Origin of the sequence: Desulfovibrio piger (genome assembly GCF_900116045.1) — a bacterium.
GTDB lineage: Bacteria > Desulfobacterota > Desulfovibrionia > Desulfovibrionales > Desulfovibrionaceae > Desulfovibrio > Desulfovibrio piger_A.
This window is the reverse complement of record NZ_LT630450.1, coordinates 1,659,116-1,674,735: the sequence shown is the minus strand read 5'-3', so window position 1 is coordinate 1,674,735 and position 15,620 is coordinate 1,659,116. Positions and strand designations below refer to the sequence as shown.

Genomic DNA, 15,620 nt, shown 5'->3' with positions numbered 1-15,620 from the left:
AAGGGCGCTTTCGGGCGCCCTTCCTTTTTTCGTGCCCGTTGCCGGGAGGGGAGCGGAAAAGGCGAAATGGCCATCACGGGCCATCCCGCGGGGCAGGGGACGGTCTTTGATCCGTCATCGGAGCTTTCTCCATGCTCTGGCCTCTCCCCTGCGGGGCAGGGGACGGCCTGCGGCGGGCATGTCTTTACAAGCCGGCGGCATGGCGGATATCCTGCATCCATGCTGCATATGGTACGTTTGTTTTTGGCTTCCCTGTCCCTGTCCTTCCTGGTGGTCTCCCTTGCGTCCGGGCCGGTCATGGCGGCGGAGAAGGGCAGGGCGCCCCAGGCCCCGGCGGGCAAGGCCGCTGCGGGCAGCGGCAAGGGCGGGCAGGCCTGGAGCTTCGGCACGTCCCGCGACAGGAACGATGCCCTGTGGCATGACGGCGTGGAGACGGAATCCCTGCACAAGCGGGCCATCGGCCGGGACAGGGGCAATTCCTCCAGCATCGAGCATGCCCTGCGTGAGGCCGACCGTCAGGCCAGGGCCGAGTCCCGCAAGGCCAGGGAGGCCGAAAGGGAAGCGGAGGAAAAAAGCCGTCTCGGCATGAACATCCGGCGCGACGACTCCGTTTGGCGTGCGGAACTGCCGTCGAGCGAGGCCCGTCCCGACGAGGCGCGGCCCCTGGAACGGCGGCATGTGGTCCGGGCCTATGCCGATGTCATGGACAGCGACGACGCCTCGCTGACCATCGGCCCGGAACTGATGCTCAGGGACGAGCACAATGAATGGGGCAAGAAATCCCGGCCCGAGGAGAATGAGCCTTCCCTGGGGCTCGGCATGCAGTTCAGTCTTGATTTTTGACGCCGGCGGGGCCGGATGGCCCCGGTGCTCCGGCCATGCCTGTGCCCGCGCTGCGCGGGCGGGAGGCTGCGGCTGGATGGCGGCGCGCCGCAAAAGGAAAGGGGGACGGCCTGACAGGCCGTCCCCCTTTGGTGTCCCATGCCCGGCTTTGCTCCGGGCGCTGTCTCCGTCCGCCCCCTGGCAAGGAGTGAGGGAGGCAGGCAGGCGGACGGACTACCGGGCGGAGGTCTCTTCCGGCTCGTGCGGCAGGGCTTCCCTGCCGTGGAGACGGGTGATCCAGATGGTGCTCAGGCTGCTGATGACCGCCGCGACCAGCAGGTACCCGCAGAGGTACCAGGGCTGGCCGGCGTTGCTGCTGACCAGCATGGTGGCGATCATGGGGGTCAGGCCCGAAGCGAAGATCCCGGAGAACTGGTAGATGAAGGAGACCGCGGAGTAGCGCACCGTGGGCTCGAAACTGCCGGAGAACAGGCTGGACATGGTGGCGTAGGCCGCGCCGTAGATGATGCCGAAGGGCAGGGCGATGGCCAGGAAGACCAGCAGCACGTTGTGGCTGTAGTTGTGCAGCACCCAGAAGGTGGGGTAGGCCGTGATGCCCAGCAGGATGGCGGCGATGCCGAAGATGCGGGCACGGCCCCAGGTGTCGGCGCGCATGCCCCAGAAGGGGATGGCCACGGCCATGACGGCGGCGGCGCCCACGATGATGAACAGGCTCACGGTCTTGTCCAGGCCGCAGGAGCCGGTCAGATAGGTCAGGGAGAACACGCCGAACACGTTGAAGGCGATGCCTTCCACGAAGCGGGCGCCCACGCAGGCCGTGAGGGTGCGGGGATAATGCTTGAAGGCGGCAAGGATGGGGTACTTGACCTGCTCGGTCTTCTTCCTGGCGGAGGAGAAGTCCTGGGTCTCCTGGACGGAGATGCGGATGTAGGCGCCCACGCCCACCAGCACGGCGCTGAGGATGAAGGCCACACGCCAGCCCCAGGCCAGGAAGGCCTCGTCGCTGAGGAAGAAGGACAGCAGGCCGATGACGCCGGAGGCCAGCATCAGGCCCAGGGCCAGGCCCACCTGGGGCAGGCTGCCGTAGAAGGCGCGCTTGTGGGGCGGCGCGGATTCGAAGGCCATGAGCACGGCACCGCCCCATTCACCACCGATGCCGATGCCCTGGGCCAGACGGCAGAGGACCAGCAGGATGGGAGCCAGGATGCCGATGGTCTCATAGGAGGGCACCAGGCCGATGCCTACCGTGGCCACGCCCATGATCTCCAGGGTCAGGACCAGCATCTTCTTGCGGCCCAGCTTGTCACCGAAGTGGCCGAAGACGATACCCCCAAGCGGACGGGCCACGAAACCCACGGCAAAGGTGGCGAAGGCCAGGACCGTGCCCACCGTCGGGTCGAAGTCAGGGAAGTAGATCTTGTTGAAGACGATGCCGGCCACGACACCGTACAGGAAAAAGTCATACCATTCGATGACCGCGCCGATGAGGGAGGAGATGACCACGCGGCGCAGGTTCTGCTGGCAGTGTCCGTTGTTGGGAGTATCGCTCATTCTCGTTGCTCCTTGGGGTGCTGCTAGGCCAGTTTCAGGACCTTGCGGGCGTTTTCGTACATGATCTTGCCGCGCACTTCGTCGGTGAAGGGGAAGGCGGCATAGGCGTCCAGGGCGTCACGCAGCTCGATGAAGGGGTGGGCGCTGGCAAAGAGCACCTTGTCGCTGATGGTGGTGCACATGGCCTTCACATAGGTCTCCACCTGGGGGGAGCGCTCGTATTCGGAAATGTCCATGTAGACGTTGGCGTTGCGCTGGCAGGTGTAGATGGCCGCATCCACGAAGGGATAGCCGCCGTGGCTCATGATGAGGGTCAGCTCGGGGAAGTCGCGGGCCACCTTGTCCACGTCGCGGGGGTCGGCGTATTCCAGGATGGCGCCGGGCACGCACGGCGGGGGAGCCATGGTGATGAAGACGGGCACGTCCAGTTCGCAGCACTTGGTGTACAGGGGGTAGAAGCGGGCATCGCTGGCGGGCATGTGGGCCAGATAGGGGTCGATGGCGATGCCCTTCATGCCGTATTCCCGGACGACCTTCTCGATCTCGCGCACGGCGGCCATCTTCTTGTGGGGGTCGATGCCCCAGAGGCCCACGAACTTATCGGGATAGGCGCGGCAGAATTCGAGCACGCTGTTGTTGTTGGCCGGGAAACCGTAGGTGGTCTCGGCGTCGCGGCCGGTGATGACGCCCAGTTCCACGCCCATAGCGTCGAGGTCGGCCACGATCTCGTCCAGGGGCTGGGGCTTGCGCTGGTCGAAGCCGATGACCTCACAGGCGGCCTTGAACATGGTGCTGTTCTTGATGCCGTTGATGATCTCCGGCGTGTTGGGCCGGAAGCGGAAGTCGATAACGTTCATATCTGTCTCCATGCGATCCTTCGGGAAGAAGGGGTTATCGATGCGGGCACAGGAGCCTTCGTGCTGTTGGCGGCAGATCCTCCGGTGAACAGCGGCCCATGTGATTTCTTTCCTTTGCAGGAGACGTGCCAAAATAATTTCCTGATTATTCAATAAATTATAAGAAAATTTGGCGGATTTTATAAGGGATTTACAAAAAAGTGGGTGCAATCCTGCATCGCCCGGGACGGGGTCGCAAAAGTGCAAGGAAAAAGGATTTTGATGTTTTTGCAAAATAAATCAGCAGGATGGATACTAATTTCCCGCACTGCCGCCAGAAAATACTAACCAGAATCGTTAGCCCGGATGCAAATATGCAGCCTGTTTTGCCATGCCGCCGTGAAAGGAGCCCGTGGTAATGCAAAAATGCATCATCGGGATGGCGGCGGATGTGGCGATAAAAATCACAAGCCCGCCGGGCAAAAAAAAAGCGGAGGAACCGGATGTTCCTCCGCTTTCGTGAAGCCTGCCCGGCGGGCGGCCGGATGCCTGTCCGCCCGGTCCCGGGAGCGTCAACGCACCAGCAGCAGCGGCACGGACGGGCAATAGGTGATGATGCCCAGCACGGCGAGCAGCAGGGCGATCATGGGCAGCACGGCCACGGCGATCCTTTCGATCCGGGCCTGTGCCACGCCCGAGGCCACAAAGAGGTTGACGCCCACCGGCGGGGTCAGGAAGCCGATGGCCAGGTTGACCACCATGATGATGCCGAAGTGCAGGGGCGAGACGCCCACACCGGTGACCACGGGCAGCAGGATGGGCGTCAGGATGACGATGGCGGCCAGGGCCTCCATGAACACGCCCACGATGAGCAGCAGCACATTGATGAGCAGCAGGATGATGATCCTGCTCTCGGTGATGCCGAGCATCCAGCGGGCGATGGTGCCGGGCACGTCTTCGATGGTCATGATGTTGCCGAACAGGGTGGCCATGGCCATGAGCACGATGATGACGGACGAGGTCTCGCACGATCTCACGCAGGACGCGCAGACGCTTTTGAAGTCCATCTCGCGGTACAGGAACACGCCCACGATGAGGCCGTAGAAGGCGGCCACGGCCGCGGCTTCGGTGGGGGTCATGATGCCGCCGTAGATGCCGCCCAGCACGATGACCGGCACCACCAGGGCCCATTTGGCCTCCCAGAAGGCCCCGCCCAGGGTGCGCCAGTTGCGCTCCTTCTGCTCACCGCGCCAGCCGTGCTTTCTGGCGTGGAAGTAACAGTAGAGCATGAGCACGAGGCCGGTCAGGATGCCGGGGACGATGCCGCCCATGAACAGGTCGCCGATGGAGACCTGCGAGGAGACGCCGTAGACCACGAAAGGGTTGCTGGGCGGGATCATGACGCCCACGCAGCCGGCGGCGGCCACGAGGGCGGCGGCAAAGAACCTGTCGTAACCGCGCTCGATCATGGCCGGGATGGTCAGGGCGCCGATGGCGGCCACGGTGGCGGGGCCGGAACCGGAGATGGCGCCGAAGAACATGCAGGTCACCACGGCGGTCAGGCCGATGCCGCCGTAAAGGCCGCCCACGATCTCGTCGGCCAGGTCCAGCAGGCGTTTGCTCAGGCCGCCCGCGCCCATGTATTCCCCGGCCGCGATGAAGAAGGGGATGGCCATGATGGGGAAGCTGTCGATGGACGTGAAGCAGACCTGGGCCATGTATTCGATGGGCAGTGTCTGGGAACAGATGATGGTGGCCAGGGTGGCCAGGCCCAGGCTGATGGCGATGGGCACGCCGATGACGCAGAGCAGGGCGAAATAGCCGAACAGCACCGGCAGCGGCTCAAGGTAATCCGCCAGGTACCAGGGGCTGATGATGGCCGCGGCAAGGGCGAAGCCCAGCAGGGAGTCCAGCGGGCCGCAGACGCGCACCTGGCCCTGGATGCGCTGCAGCAGGCGCAGGCACATGAGCCCGAAGCCCAGGGGCAGGACCAGGTACGGCACCAGGAAGGGGATGCGCAGGGCCGTGGTGTGCTGGGGGAAGGTCAGCAGGCGTTCGATCTGGCCCCAGCCGAAATAGGCGATGACGCCGGTCAGGACGAGGAACAGGCTCTCGACGATGATCCAGCTGATGTTCTGCAGGCGCTCCGGCAGTCTGTCATAAAGGATGTCGACACGGATGGAGGACCGCTTCCTGATGGCCGCGGAAAGGGCCAGATAGGAGATCCAGATGAAGATGTAGCGGGAAAGCTCTTCGGTCCAGACAGCGGCGCCGGCGCGCTCGATGAACTGTGTGATGATGTAACGGTAGATGACCTGCCAGGTGATGAACAGGATGATGGCGAGCAGGCCCGTCACCATGAAAATTTTTTCAAAATTTTCGTTGAGCCAGGGGAAGAGCCCGCTTTTGCCTTGCACATTTTCACGCATGACGAACCTCGGTGTAAGCGCAAAAGGAGTCCTGCGCGCGGCCTGTGTCCACGCGCAGGAGGGAACGGCTGAAAGGCTTACTTCTGGGTCTCTTCCAGAAGCTGCAGGATGTCGGCCGGCACTTCCCGGGCGAAGGCCTCGTAGGCGGGGCGGGTCCTGGCCTTGAGCTCGGCGCGCTCGGCATCGGTCAGCATGTGGATCGTGATGCCGCGGTCACGGAAGGCCTGCCAGGCCTTTTCTTCCAGCGCCACGCTTTCCTTGCGCTGCCAGTCGCTGGCTTCCCTGGCGGCTTCGCGCAGGATCCCCTGCTGTTCGGGGGTCAGGCTGTCCCACTTCTTCTTGTTCATCAGCAGGACGTGCATGGAGTAGTTGTGCTCGGAGTTGACGGCGTACTTCAGCACTTCGGTGTGCCTGGCGTCGTTGAGCAGGGAGAAGGTGTTGCCTTCGGCGTCCACGGTGCCCTGCTGCAGGGCGGTGTAGGTCTCGCCCCAGGCGATGGGGGCGGGGTTCATGCCCAGTTCGGTGGCCACGGCCACTTCCACGGGGGAGTCGGTGGTACGCACCTTGAGGTTCATCAGGGACGCGGCGTCTGTCAGCGGCTTGCTGGCGGCCACGAAGTTGCGGTAGCCGAATTCGGAGAACATCAGGGTCTCAAGGCCGATCTTGCGGGAAGCCTCGCGCAGGGCGTCGCCCAGCCTGCCTTCGTCCAGGGCCTTGTACAGGGCCTGCTGGTGGGCCGGGGAGGTCACATAGGGCAGGTCGATGGCCATGTACGCCTTGGAGAAGCTGGCCAGGTTGGGGGTGGAGCTGGAGGAAAGGTCCAGGGTACCGGCCTGGGCGGCCTCGGTGGTCACACGGTCACTGCCCAGCTGGCAGTTGGGGAACAGCTGGATGCGGATCTTGCGATGGCTTTTTTCCTCCACCAGCTGCTTGAATTTTTCATAGCCCACGGTGACGTTGTTGCCGGGAGCCATGGGATGACCGAGACGCAGGACCAGCGGACGTTCCGCCAGGGCGGCGGTGCTGAAGCCAAGGATCAGGGCCAGGGCCAGAGCCAGAACAGTACGTTTACGCATGCACACCTCACATGGTTTATGGGGACACAAGACGGTTGCTTGTGCATAATTTCTCAAATCCGCGGATGCGTCTTCTCCGCCGAATCTAGGCGAGCAAAATTTTTTTTTCAACAAGCACCAGTTTTTTTAAGGATTTATCTTTTTATTCTGATAACTGTTCGTGATAAGATGCTGCAAAAGTGCATCATTTGGGGGGATGGAAAATTCAGGAGGGGAGTTTTTTCGATATGTCGGCCACACGGGTGCCTGCGGACGGAAGAAGGCCTTGGGGATGCGACCGGCCATGCCGCCGATGATGCATTTTGGAATCTTCGGCCCCCGAAAAAGCTGTGAAAAAAATTTTTAGGCGCAAAAATGCATCATCCGGGGATGTTTGTGGGGGATGGTGAAAAAATATCTTTTAAATACGGTGTGTTATTGAATTGGCACAGGCATTGCTATTTATTTCGCAAGCGATTCGTCGCGACATAGTCAAACACCCTTCAAGAGGAGAACGGATATGTCCCAGACTGTTTGCGAATGCAGATCCCCCCAGGAACAGCGCCTGCTCGACAAGATCGAAGGCAAGGTCGACCGCTTCCGCGCCACCCATGAGCGCGTGTTCCGCATGCTGGAACGCTTCGACGGCATGAAGCCCCGTATCGACATCGAACGCGCCCTGTACTTCACCCAGTCCATGCAGGTGACCGAAGGGCAGCCCCTGGTGCTGCGCTGGGCCAAGGCCCTGATGCACATCGCCCGGAACATCACCGTGTATGTGCAGGATGACCAGCTGCTGCTGGGCCGCGCCGGCTGCGACGGCCGTTACGGCATCCTGTACCCCGAACTGGACGGTGACTTCCTGGACATGGCCGTGAAGGACCTGCCCACCCGTGCCACCTCGCCTGCCACCATCACCGCTGAGGACGCCAAGCGCGTCATCGAGGAGATCGCCCCCTACTGGAAGGGCAAGACCTACCACGAAGCCCTGGCCGCCGCCCTGCCGCCCGAGATCCACAAGCTGACCTACGACGATCCCAAGGGCCTGATCTCCCGCTTCATCGTCAACGAGACCTCCTCGTTCCGTTCCTCCATCCAGTGGGTGCATGATTACGGCAAGATCCTGAAGCGCGGCTTCAACGACATCAAGCGCGAGGCTGAGGAAAAGCTGGCCGCCCTCGATCCCGCCAGCGCCACGGACATGTGCGAGAAGAAGCCCTTCCTGGATGCCGTGGTGATCGTGTGCGACGCCATCGTGCTGTGGGCCAGGCGCCATGCCGACGAAGCCCGCAAGGTGGCCGAAAAGACCGATGATCCCGTCCGTAAGGCCGAGCTGCTGCGCATGGCCGCCAATGCCGAACGCGTGCCCGGCGAGCCCGCCCGCGACTTCTGGGAAGCCTGCCAGAGCCAGTGGTTCGTGCAGATGTTCTCCCGTATCGAGCAGAAGACCGGCACCACCATCTCCAACGGCCGCATGGACCAGTACCTGTACCCCTACTACCAGCAGGACATCGAGAACGGCAGCCTGGACAACAAGAAGGCCATCGAGCTGCTGGAATGCATGTGGGTGGGCATGGCCGAATTCATCGACATGTACATCTCCCCCTGCGGCGGCGCCTTCAACGAAGGGTATGCCCACTGGGAAGCCGTGACCGTGGGTGGCCAGACCCCCGACGGCCGCGACGCCACCAACGAACTGACCCATCTGATCCTGAAGTCCAAGCGCGAATTCCCGCTGCACTACCCCGACCTGGCCGCCCGCATCCACAGCCGCTCGCCCGAAAGCTACCTGTGGGACGTGGCCGAGACCATCAAGGACGGCTCCGGCTTCCCCAAACTGATCAACGACGAGGAAGTCGTGCCCCTGTACGTGTCCAAGGGGGCCTCCTTTGAAGAAGCCCTGGATTACGCCGTGTCCGGCTGCACCGAGGCCCGCATGCCCAACCGCGACACCTTCACCTCCGGCGGTGCCTACATCAACTTCGCCGCCGCCGTGGAAATGGTGCTGCGCAACGGCCGCATGAAGAAGTACGGCGACATCGTGCTGGGCGAAGAGACCGGCGATCCCCGTGACTTCAAGACCTGGGACGAATTCTGGAACGCCTATGTGAAGCAGCACATGCTGTTCCTGCGCACCGCCTTCACCCAGCAGTACATCGTCAACAACCTGCGTGCCCGGCACTTCGCCCAGCCCATGGGCTCCGCCATGCACGACCTGTGCATGAAGCACTGCATCGACCTGCACCAGACCCACATCCCCGAAGGCATCGACTTCGGTTACTTCGAATACATGGGCCTGGGCACCGTGGTGGACTCCCTGTCCGCCATCAAGAAGCTGGTGTTTGAAGACAAGAAGCTGACCATGGACGAAGTCATCAAGGCCATCGACGCCAACTTCGAAGGCTACGAGGACGTGAAGGCCCTGCTGAAGTCCGCTCCCTGCTACGGCAACAACGATCCCTATGCCGACAGCATCGGCCACGAGATCGACCGCCTTTCCGTGGAGTTCGCCGCCAAGTACAGCCAGAAGGACCTGGGCATGTTCTACAACGTGCGCTATGTGCCCTTCACCTCCCATGTGCCCTTCGGCAAGGTGGTGTCCGCCACCCCCAACGGCCGCGTGGACTGGTTCCCGCTGTCCGATGGTTCCTCCGCTTCCCACGGCGCCGACGTCAACGGGCCTACCGCCGTCCTGCTGTCCAACTACAACACCAAGAACATGGGCATGCGCGACCGCTTCGCCCGCATGCTGAACATCAAGTTCACGCCCAAGTGCGTGGAAGGCGAGCAGGGCACCGAAAAGCTCGTGTCCTTCATCCGCACCTTCTGCGACCTGAAGCTGTGGCATGTGCAGTTCAACGTGGTGAACAAGAGCACCCTGCTGGCCGCCCAGAAGGATCCCCAGAAGTACCGCAACCTGATCGTGCGCATCGCCGGGTACAGCGCCTACTTCGTGGACCTGTCCCCCGACCTGCAGAACGACCTCATCGCCCGTACCGAACACGATACCATCTAGTCCCGGTTGCCGGCGGCGGCCCTGTGCCGCCGCCGGCCTCTGTACCGCCTCCGGCTGCCCTGCGGGGAGGCCGGAGGCCTTGGCGTTTTCCCGCGCCTTCCCTGCCAACCCTCAACCTCTCCGGCGGTGACCCCGTGATCGAAAACAACAACGCGCGCGGCCTCGTTTTCAATATCCAGAAATATTCCGTGCATGATGGTCCCGGCATCCGTACCATCGTCTTCACCAAGGGCTGCGGTCTGCGCTGCCGCTGGTGCAGCAATCCGGAATCCCAGAACCGGGAGCCGGAGCTGGCCTACAACCAAGGCCGCTGCCTGGGGACGGACAAATGCACCCGCTGCTTCAAGGCCTGTCCCAACGGGGCCCTGTCCCGCCGCGAGGACGGCTTCGTGGCCATCGACCGCGGCAAATGCGCGGGCTGCAAGGACATGCCCTGTGCCGAAGCCTGTCCGGCCCAGGGCATCATCGTCTACGGCAAGCCCTATACCGTGGCCGAGGCCCTCAAGGTTGCGCAGGAAGATGCCATGTTTTATGCTCGCTCCGGTGGCGGCATGACCATCTCCGGCGGCGAGCCCCTGCTGCAGAGCGAATTTGCCCTCAACCTGCTGCGCCTGGCCCGTGAACGCCGTGTGAAGACGTGCATCGAGACCTGTGGTCTCGTCCCCACCGATGTGGTGCGCGAGGCGGCCCGGTACCTCAACCATGTGCTGTTCGACATCAAGCATATGGATCCCGAGGTGCACAAAAAGCATACCGGCATGCCCAACGACCTCATCCTGAAGAATTTCCAGACCCTGGTGACGGAGTTCCCCGGCCTGCCCGTCACGGCCCGTACGCCCGTCATCCCCGGGTTCAACGATCATGGTCCGGACATCAAGGCCATCTGTGACTTCCTCAAGCCCTTCGGGCATGTGAAGTACGAGATGCTGCCCTATCACCGTCTGGGCACACAGAAGTACACCTTCCTGGACCGTGTCCCCCCCATGGGTGACGTGACGCTGGACGACAAAAAGTTTGCCGCCCTGCAGAAGATCGCTGCCGCCACCCTGGGGGATCGGGTTATCATCCCCCGTTAGGCCGGGCTTTCGCGCACGCGCAAGGGTCCGTCTTCCGGGGGCGGGCCCTTTTTTTGTCTTTTCTGCCTTTCCAAGGAGCGGCTATGGTCAACTGGCACAAATTCTTCACGTCCATCCTCGACACCATTTCCGACGGCGTCTTCATTTCCGACGCCGTGGGCACCACCCTGTATGTGAACCAGATGTATGCCGATCTGGTGGGGGTGCCCGCGCGGGAGCTGCGGGGCAAGAATGTGCGCGACCTGGTCAGCGAGGGCCTTTTCGACCTGGCCCTGAACCCCGAGGTGGTGCGCACGGGCAAGCCGGCCACCTATATGCAGAAGCTCAAGGACGGCAAGAACGTGGTCATTTCGGGCGCGCCCGTCTTTGACGACAAGGGCCGGGTCTGCCTGGTGGTCACCTTCGTGCGGGACGAGACCCGCCTGGCCGAGCTCAACGAGCAGACCGGCGAACAGCGCAGGCTCATCAAGGAGATCAACGACAAGCTGGCCTTCGTGGCCCAGTCCCAGGGGCGGGACCTGGAACCCGTCTTTGCCAGCAGCGCCATGCAGTCGGTGGCCCTGGAGCTCAAGCGTTACGCCAGCACCGATGCCACGGTGCTCATCATGGGCGAGACCGGCGTGGGCAAGGACGTGTTCGCCCGCCTGACCCACCGCTGGAGCCGCCGCAAGGACAAGATCCTGCTCAAGGTGGACTGCGGCGGCATCTCCGAGACCCTGACGGAATCGGAGATCTTCGGCTATGTGCCCGGGGCCTTCACCGGCGCGTCCAGCAAGGGCAAGCCCGGCTATTTCGAGATCGCCGACGGCAGCACCATCTTTCTTGACGAAGTGGGCGAGCTGCCCCTTTCCATGCAGACCCGCCTGCTGCGCGTGCTGCAGGACAACGAGATCGTGCGCGTGGGCAGCTCCCAGCCCCGCAAGGTGGATGTGCGCATCATCGCCGCCACCAACCGCGATCTTGAGGAATGCGTGGAGGCCGGCACCTTCCGCCGCGACCTGTTCTACCGCCTCAACGTGGGCACCGTGCGCATCCCGCCCCTGCGCGAGCGGCCCGAGGACGTGCGCGTGCTGGCGGAGCTCTTTTTGCGCCAGTACACCACCAAGTACCGCAAAAAGCTGGCCTTCATGGACATCACCCTGGACATGCTGGCCCGGTACCGCTGGCCGGGCAACGTGCGCGAACTGCAGAACCTGGTCCACAGCCTGGTCATCACCCGGCAGGGCCCCCGCATCTCGCCCCGCGACCTGCCGTCCAGCATCAGCGGCCTGCACGACGAGAGCGGCGGCCATCTGGATGCCGTGCTCACGCAGGCCCGGCCCCTGCGCGAGATCATCGCCGACATGGAGCGGGATTTTTTGCGCCGGGCCATCGAGGTGCACGGCTCCGTGCGCCGGGTCTCGGAGCTGTTCCAGGTCAACCGCAGCACCATTTTCCGCAAGCTCCAGGGCGGCAAGGGGAATGCCGGGGAGGGTGGCCCGGCCTCCTGATCCCGTGTCACCCGCGGCGGCGGTCCGGCCGCACGGCACAAAAAAAGGCGCTCCCCGGGGGGAGCGCCTTTTGGCGTTGCGGGGAAAGCCCGGGCTAGGCCTGGGCCCCGTCCTTCTGCGTGTTGCGCCGGCGCAGCACCAGCATGGTCACCACCATGAAGACCAGGCCGGAGGCGAAGCCGGGCAGCAGGCTGCCGTGCATGAGGCCGGAGACCATGTAGCCCACCGCGCTGCTGGCCGCCACCACACAGGCATAGAGCATCTGGGTGGAGACGTGTTCCAGATGGGCGCAGCCCGCGCCGGCACTGGAGAGGATGGTGGTGTCGGAGATGGGCGAGCAGTGGTCGCCGAAGACGCTGCCGGCCAGGGTGGCGGACAGGCAGATCAGCACCAGGTTGGGATCCACGGCCTGGGCCACGGGCACCACGATGGGGATCAGGATGCCGAAGGTGCCCCAGGCGGTACCGGTGGAGAAGCTCAGGAAGCCGGCCACCACGAAGATGATGGCGGGCAGCAGGCCGCCGGAGATGCCGCCGTCGGCCACCAGGGTCTTGACGAAGAGCGGGGTCTGCAAAAGGTCGCGGCACACGCCGCTGATGGCCCAGGCCAGCACCAGGATGGTGTTGGCGGGCATCATGGCCTTCATGCCTTCACCGGCGCAGTCCATGAAGGACTTGAGGCTCATGAGGCCCCTGGGCACGAACATGAAAAAGGCCACGGTCAGGGCGCCGAAGGAGGCCCAGACAAGCGCCTTGGAGGCGCTGCAGTTGCCGAAGGCGGCGGCCAGGGTGTGGTAGGCGGGATCGCTGCCCCAGTAGCCGCCGCTGTAGAGCAGGGCCAGGACGGCGAAGACGATCAGGCTGCCGATGGGCACGAGCATGTCCATCAGGTGGCCCTTGGCGCTGGCGCCCATCTCGGCCTGTTCGGCATCCACATTGCCCAGTTCGCCCTGCTGGGCGCGCAGTTCGGCCTTGCGCATGGGGCCGAAGTCGAAGTCGGCCAGGCAGACCATGACCACCATGATGAGGGAGAACAGGGCGTAGAAGTTGTAGGGGATGGTGGCCACGAAGGCGGCAAAGTCGCTTTCAAAGGCGCCGGTGGCTTTCAGGTTGCTGCCCACGGCGGCGGCCCAGCTGGAGATGGGCGCGATGATGCAGATGGGGGCGGCGGTGGCGTCGATGATATAGGCCAGCTTGGCGCGGGAGATCTTGTAGCGGTCCGTCACCGGGCGCATGACCGTGCCCACGGTGAGGCAGTTGAAATAGTCGTCGATGAAGATGAAGGCCCCCAGGCCGCCGGTGGAGAGCATGGCCACGCGTTTGCTCTTGATGCGCTTGGTGGCCCAGTTGCCGTAGGCGCGTGTCCCGCCGGCGCGGGAGATGGTGAACACCAGCGCGCCCAGCAGGGTGCAGAAGATGATGATGTTGAAATCGACCTTGTTCACCATGGTGGTGAAGGCGATCTCCACGGGCTTGATGATCATGTCGCCCGTGCCCATGCCCAGGCAATAGATGACGGTGCCGCTGAGAATGCCGAGGAAGAGGGAGGAAATGACTTCCTTGGTGATCAGGGCCAGGGTGATGGCGATGATGGGCGGCAGCAGAGAGAGCCAGCCCGCGTCAAACGGATCCATGAACATGCTCCTGTCTTGAAGGTCTGGAAGGCGCAGCACCGCATACGGCTTGCCGGCATCCCCCGCCGGCGCGTGATCTTCCCGGTCGCGCTGGACTGCGTGCGCGGAAGTGTAGCATGCGCGCCCTGGAGCGGCAATACAAAACGGCCGGGAAAACCGGGACAGGGCGGGGAGCGGCTGTGAGAAAACGGGCCGCCGGGGGCCGGGAAGGGCCCCTTCTGCCCCCGGCATGCCGCTTACGCCCCGCTGGCGTGGCCGGGGCGGTGGGAAAGACGCCGCCACGGCAGGGGCGGGAGCGGTCAGGCGGCGGGGATGCGGTGCCCGGCCGGAGGAGCGCCCGGGGCGCTGCTGCCGTCAGGATGCCGGGCAGGACGTGAAGGGCAGGGCGGAAGTCAGCGGAGCAGATCGATGACCCGACAGCTGAAGATATCGGCAAACTGCTGGAGGCGGCGCAGGGAAAAATCATGCCGTCCTTTCTCCAGACGGCAGACGGTCTCGGTCGTCAGCGACAGAAGACGGGCCATCTCCTTTTGCGTGATCTTCAGCTGACGGCGCTGTCTGGCGATATTGCGGGCAGTCCGCAGGATAATGTCGTTTTCAGCCATTGCGGCACACTTGGGGCGGGACGGGGCCTCGCAGCCCCGCCCTCGCACGGGCTACAGGCTGATCTCGCCGTACCGGGCCTCGTACTGCTGGATGGCCTGCACCAGGGCGGCGGCCAGGCGCTTGGCGCTTTCGGGACTCATGCCGACGGCTTTTTGCGGCTGCACGGCCAGCACCGGGCCCTGCTGGTCGTTTTCCTGGCGGCTCACGCAGGCCGTGAGCAGGATCTCCCCGCGGGCAAAGGTGGTCTGGAAGGCATTGGCGTAGATGGTCTCCAGCGCAGGGGCGGGCAGCATGGCCACGCGCATCTGCGGCTGTTCCGGCTGCTGTTCAGGCTGTTGTTCCGGGGCGCGGCTGTTGGCGGGCGTCTTTTTCAGGGCGGGCATGGTCTTCTCCTATTTTTTGTTCGGGGCTTTGGCGGGCTTTTCCTTTTCCGCCGGAGCCTTCTCCCCGGGATCGTCAGCGTGGGTGCGGATGCTGACCTTGGGCAGTTCGGCGAATTGCACGCTGCCCGCATCCATGCGGCTGATGATCTCGGCGGTGATGTCCATGGACGCGGGGACGGCAAGGACGTTCTGGCGGGCCATGACGGCCACGTCGCCCTTGTCGGCGCGCCAGGCTTCGATCTGGGCCAGCATGTGCTTGCTGACCACGTCACGGGCGGCGGCCTGTTCCAGGGCCATCTGGCGCTGCAGCAGGGCCAGGCCCTGACGCAGCTCCTGCTGGCGTTTTTCCTCAGGACTTTTCTTCAGTTCTTCCTGATAGGCGGCCAGGCCGTTCTGCAGGATGGCCTGGACCTTGCCCAGGTGCTCGTTGGCCTGTTGTGCGGCCCTGGACTGGCTGAGGACGCGTTCCACGTCCACGCAGACCACATCGGGGCCTGTATCCAGGCAGCCGGACAGGGGCAGGGCCAGCATGAGGGCAAGACCGGACAGGAAACGGGAAAGGTGGCGCATGGATTTTTTCCTTGAAGGGTTGGGGTTAGTCGCCAGGCTGCAGGAGCTGGCAGAGGATCATGGTCAGGTGGGTGCCGATGAGGATGTTGATGGATGTCATGCGCGCGTCCTCCACGGTACGTCCGGGGCCGA

General features: G+C 63.7%; 12 protein-coding genes. 4 read left to right on the top strand and 8 right to left on the bottom strand.

Annotated elements, in window-relative coordinates; all coding sequences use genetic code 11:
• Window positions 1-228 precede the first annotated feature (228 nt).
• Complete coding sequence (locus tag DESPIGER_RS07725; protein WP_156831658.1) at window positions 229-843, top strand: hypothetical protein; 615 nt, start codon at window positions 229-231, stop codon at window positions 841-843.
• A 213-nt stretch (window positions 844-1,056) separates the two neighbouring features.
• Here DESPIGER_RS07725 and DESPIGER_RS07720 read toward each other — a convergent pair whose 3' ends face one another.
• The 4 genes from DESPIGER_RS07720 to DESPIGER_RS07705 form a co-directional block, all read right to left on the bottom strand.
• Complete coding sequence (locus DESPIGER_RS07720; RefSeq protein WP_072335180.1) at window positions 1,057-2,394, bottom strand: MFS transporter; 1,338 nt, start codon at window positions 2,392-2,394, stop codon at window positions 1,057-1,059.
• A 23-nt stretch (window positions 2,395-2,417) separates the two neighbouring features.
• Window positions 2,418-3,251: an amidohydrolase family protein gene (locus DESPIGER_RS07715; RefSeq protein ID WP_072335177.1), complete on the bottom strand. Its 834-nt coding sequence runs from the start codon at window positions 3,249-3,251 to the stop codon at window positions 2,418-2,420.
• Window positions 3,252-3,802: 551 nt separating this feature from the next.
• Window positions 3,803-5,659, bottom strand: a complete 1,857-nt coding sequence (locus DESPIGER_RS07710; RefSeq protein ID WP_072335175.1) for a TRAP transporter large permease subunit — start codon at window positions 5,657-5,659, stop codon at window positions 3,803-3,805.
• Between the two features lie 77 nt (window positions 5,660-5,736).
• The gene (locus DESPIGER_RS07705) at window positions 5,737-6,735 is read right to left on the bottom strand and encodes a TRAP transporter substrate-binding protein (protein ID WP_072337632.1); all 999 of its coding nucleotides are present in this window, start codon (window positions 6,733-6,735) and stop codon (window positions 5,737-5,739) included.
• A gap of 499 nt (window positions 6,736-7,234) precedes the next feature.
• Between DESPIGER_RS07705 and hpsG the strand changes: the two genes are divergently transcribed.
• From hpsG to DESPIGER_RS07690, 3 genes are all read left to right on the top strand, one after another.
• Complete coding sequence (hpsG, locus tag DESPIGER_RS07700) at window positions 7,235-9,730, top strand: (2S)-3-sulfopropanediol dehydratase (RefSeq protein WP_072335172.1); 2,496 nt, start codon at window positions 7,235-7,237, stop codon at window positions 9,728-9,730.
• Window positions 9,731-9,864: 134 nt separating this feature from the next.
• The gene (gene hpsH / locus DESPIGER_RS07695; protein ID WP_072335169.1) at window positions 9,865-10,806 is read left to right on the top strand and encodes a (2S)-3-sulfopropanediol dehydratase activating enzyme; all 942 of its coding nucleotides are present in this window, start codon (window positions 9,865-9,867) and stop codon (window positions 10,804-10,806) included.
• 83 nt (window positions 10,807-10,889) lie between these two features.
• Window positions 10,890-12,296 (top strand): sigma-54 interaction domain-containing protein, encoded by a 1,407-nt coding sequence (locus tag DESPIGER_RS07690; protein ID WP_072335166.1) that lies wholly within the window; start codon window positions 10,890-10,892, stop codon window positions 12,294-12,296.
• Between the two features lie 94 nt (window positions 12,297-12,390).
• Here the strand turns inward: DESPIGER_RS07690 and DESPIGER_RS07685 are convergent, their stop codons facing one another.
• The 4 genes from DESPIGER_RS07685 to DESPIGER_RS07670 all read right to left on the bottom strand — a co-directional run bounded on the left by DESPIGER_RS07685 (window position 12,391) and on the right by DESPIGER_RS07670 (window position 15,488).
• Window positions 12,391-13,929 carry a Na+/H+ antiporter NhaC family protein gene (locus DESPIGER_RS07685; RefSeq protein WP_072337630.1) on the bottom strand — a complete coding sequence of 513 codons (1,539 nt, stop codon included), beginning with the start codon at window positions 13,927-13,929 and terminating at the stop codon, window positions 12,391-12,393.
• Between the two features lie 392 nt (window positions 13,930-14,321).
• A complete protein-coding gene (locus DESPIGER_RS07680) occupies window positions 14,322-14,534 on the bottom strand; it encodes a helix-turn-helix transcriptional regulator (protein ID WP_072335163.1) in 213 nt (70 codons plus the stop codon).
• 51 nt (window positions 14,535-14,585) lie between these two features.
• On the bottom strand, window positions 14,586-14,918 hold the full coding sequence (locus DESPIGER_RS07675; RefSeq protein WP_072335160.1) for a DUF3467 domain-containing protein: 333 nt from the start codon (window positions 14,916-14,918) through the stop codon (window positions 14,586-14,588).
• Window positions 14,919-14,927: 9 nt separating this feature from the next.
• Entirely contained in the window at window positions 14,928-15,488 is a 561-nt protein-coding gene (locus DESPIGER_RS07670) for an OmpH family outer membrane protein (RefSeq protein WP_072335158.1), read from the bottom strand.
• Window positions 15,489-15,620 lie beyond the last annotated feature (132 nt).

Coding starts and splice junctions, on each gene's coding strand:
- DESPIGER_RS07725 (WP_156831658.1), top strand. CDS start 229: ATGGTACGTTTGTTTTTGGCTTCCCTGTCCCTGTCCTTCCTGGTGGTC.
- DESPIGER_RS07720 (WP_072335180.1), bottom strand. CDS start 2,394: ATGAGCGATACTCCCAACAACGGACACTGCCAGCAGAACCTGCGCCGC.
- DESPIGER_RS07715 (WP_072335177.1), bottom strand. CDS start 3,251: ATGAACGTTATCGACTTCCGCTTCCGGCCCAACACGCCGGAGATCATC.
- DESPIGER_RS07710 (WP_072335175.1), bottom strand. CDS start 5,659: ATGCGTGAAAATGTGCAAGGCAAAAGCGGGCTCTTCCCCTGGCTCAAC.
- DESPIGER_RS07705 (WP_072337632.1), bottom strand. CDS start 6,735: ATGCGTAAACGTACTGTTCTGGCTCTGGCCCTGGCCCTGATCCTTGGC.
- hpsG (WP_072335172.1), top strand. CDS start 7,235: ATGTCCCAGACTGTTTGCGAATGCAGATCCCCCCAGGAACAGCGCCTG.
- DESPIGER_RS07690 (WP_072335166.1), top strand. CDS start 10,890: ATGGTCAACTGGCACAAATTCTTCACGTCCATCCTCGACACCATTTCC.
- DESPIGER_RS07685 (WP_072337630.1), bottom strand. CDS start 13,929: ATGGATCCGTTTGACGCGGGCTGGCTCTCTCTGCTGCCGCCCATCATC.
- DESPIGER_RS07680 (WP_072335163.1), bottom strand. CDS start 14,534: ATGGCTGAAAACGACATTATCCTGCGGACTGCCCGCAATATCGCCAGA.
- DESPIGER_RS07675 (WP_072335160.1), bottom strand. CDS start 14,918: ATGCCCGCCCTGAAAAAGACGCCCGCCAACAGCCGCGCCCCGGAACAA.
- DESPIGER_RS07670 (WP_072335158.1), bottom strand. CDS start 15,488: ATGCGCCACCTTTCCCGTTTCCTGTCCGGTCTTGCCCTCATGCTGGCC.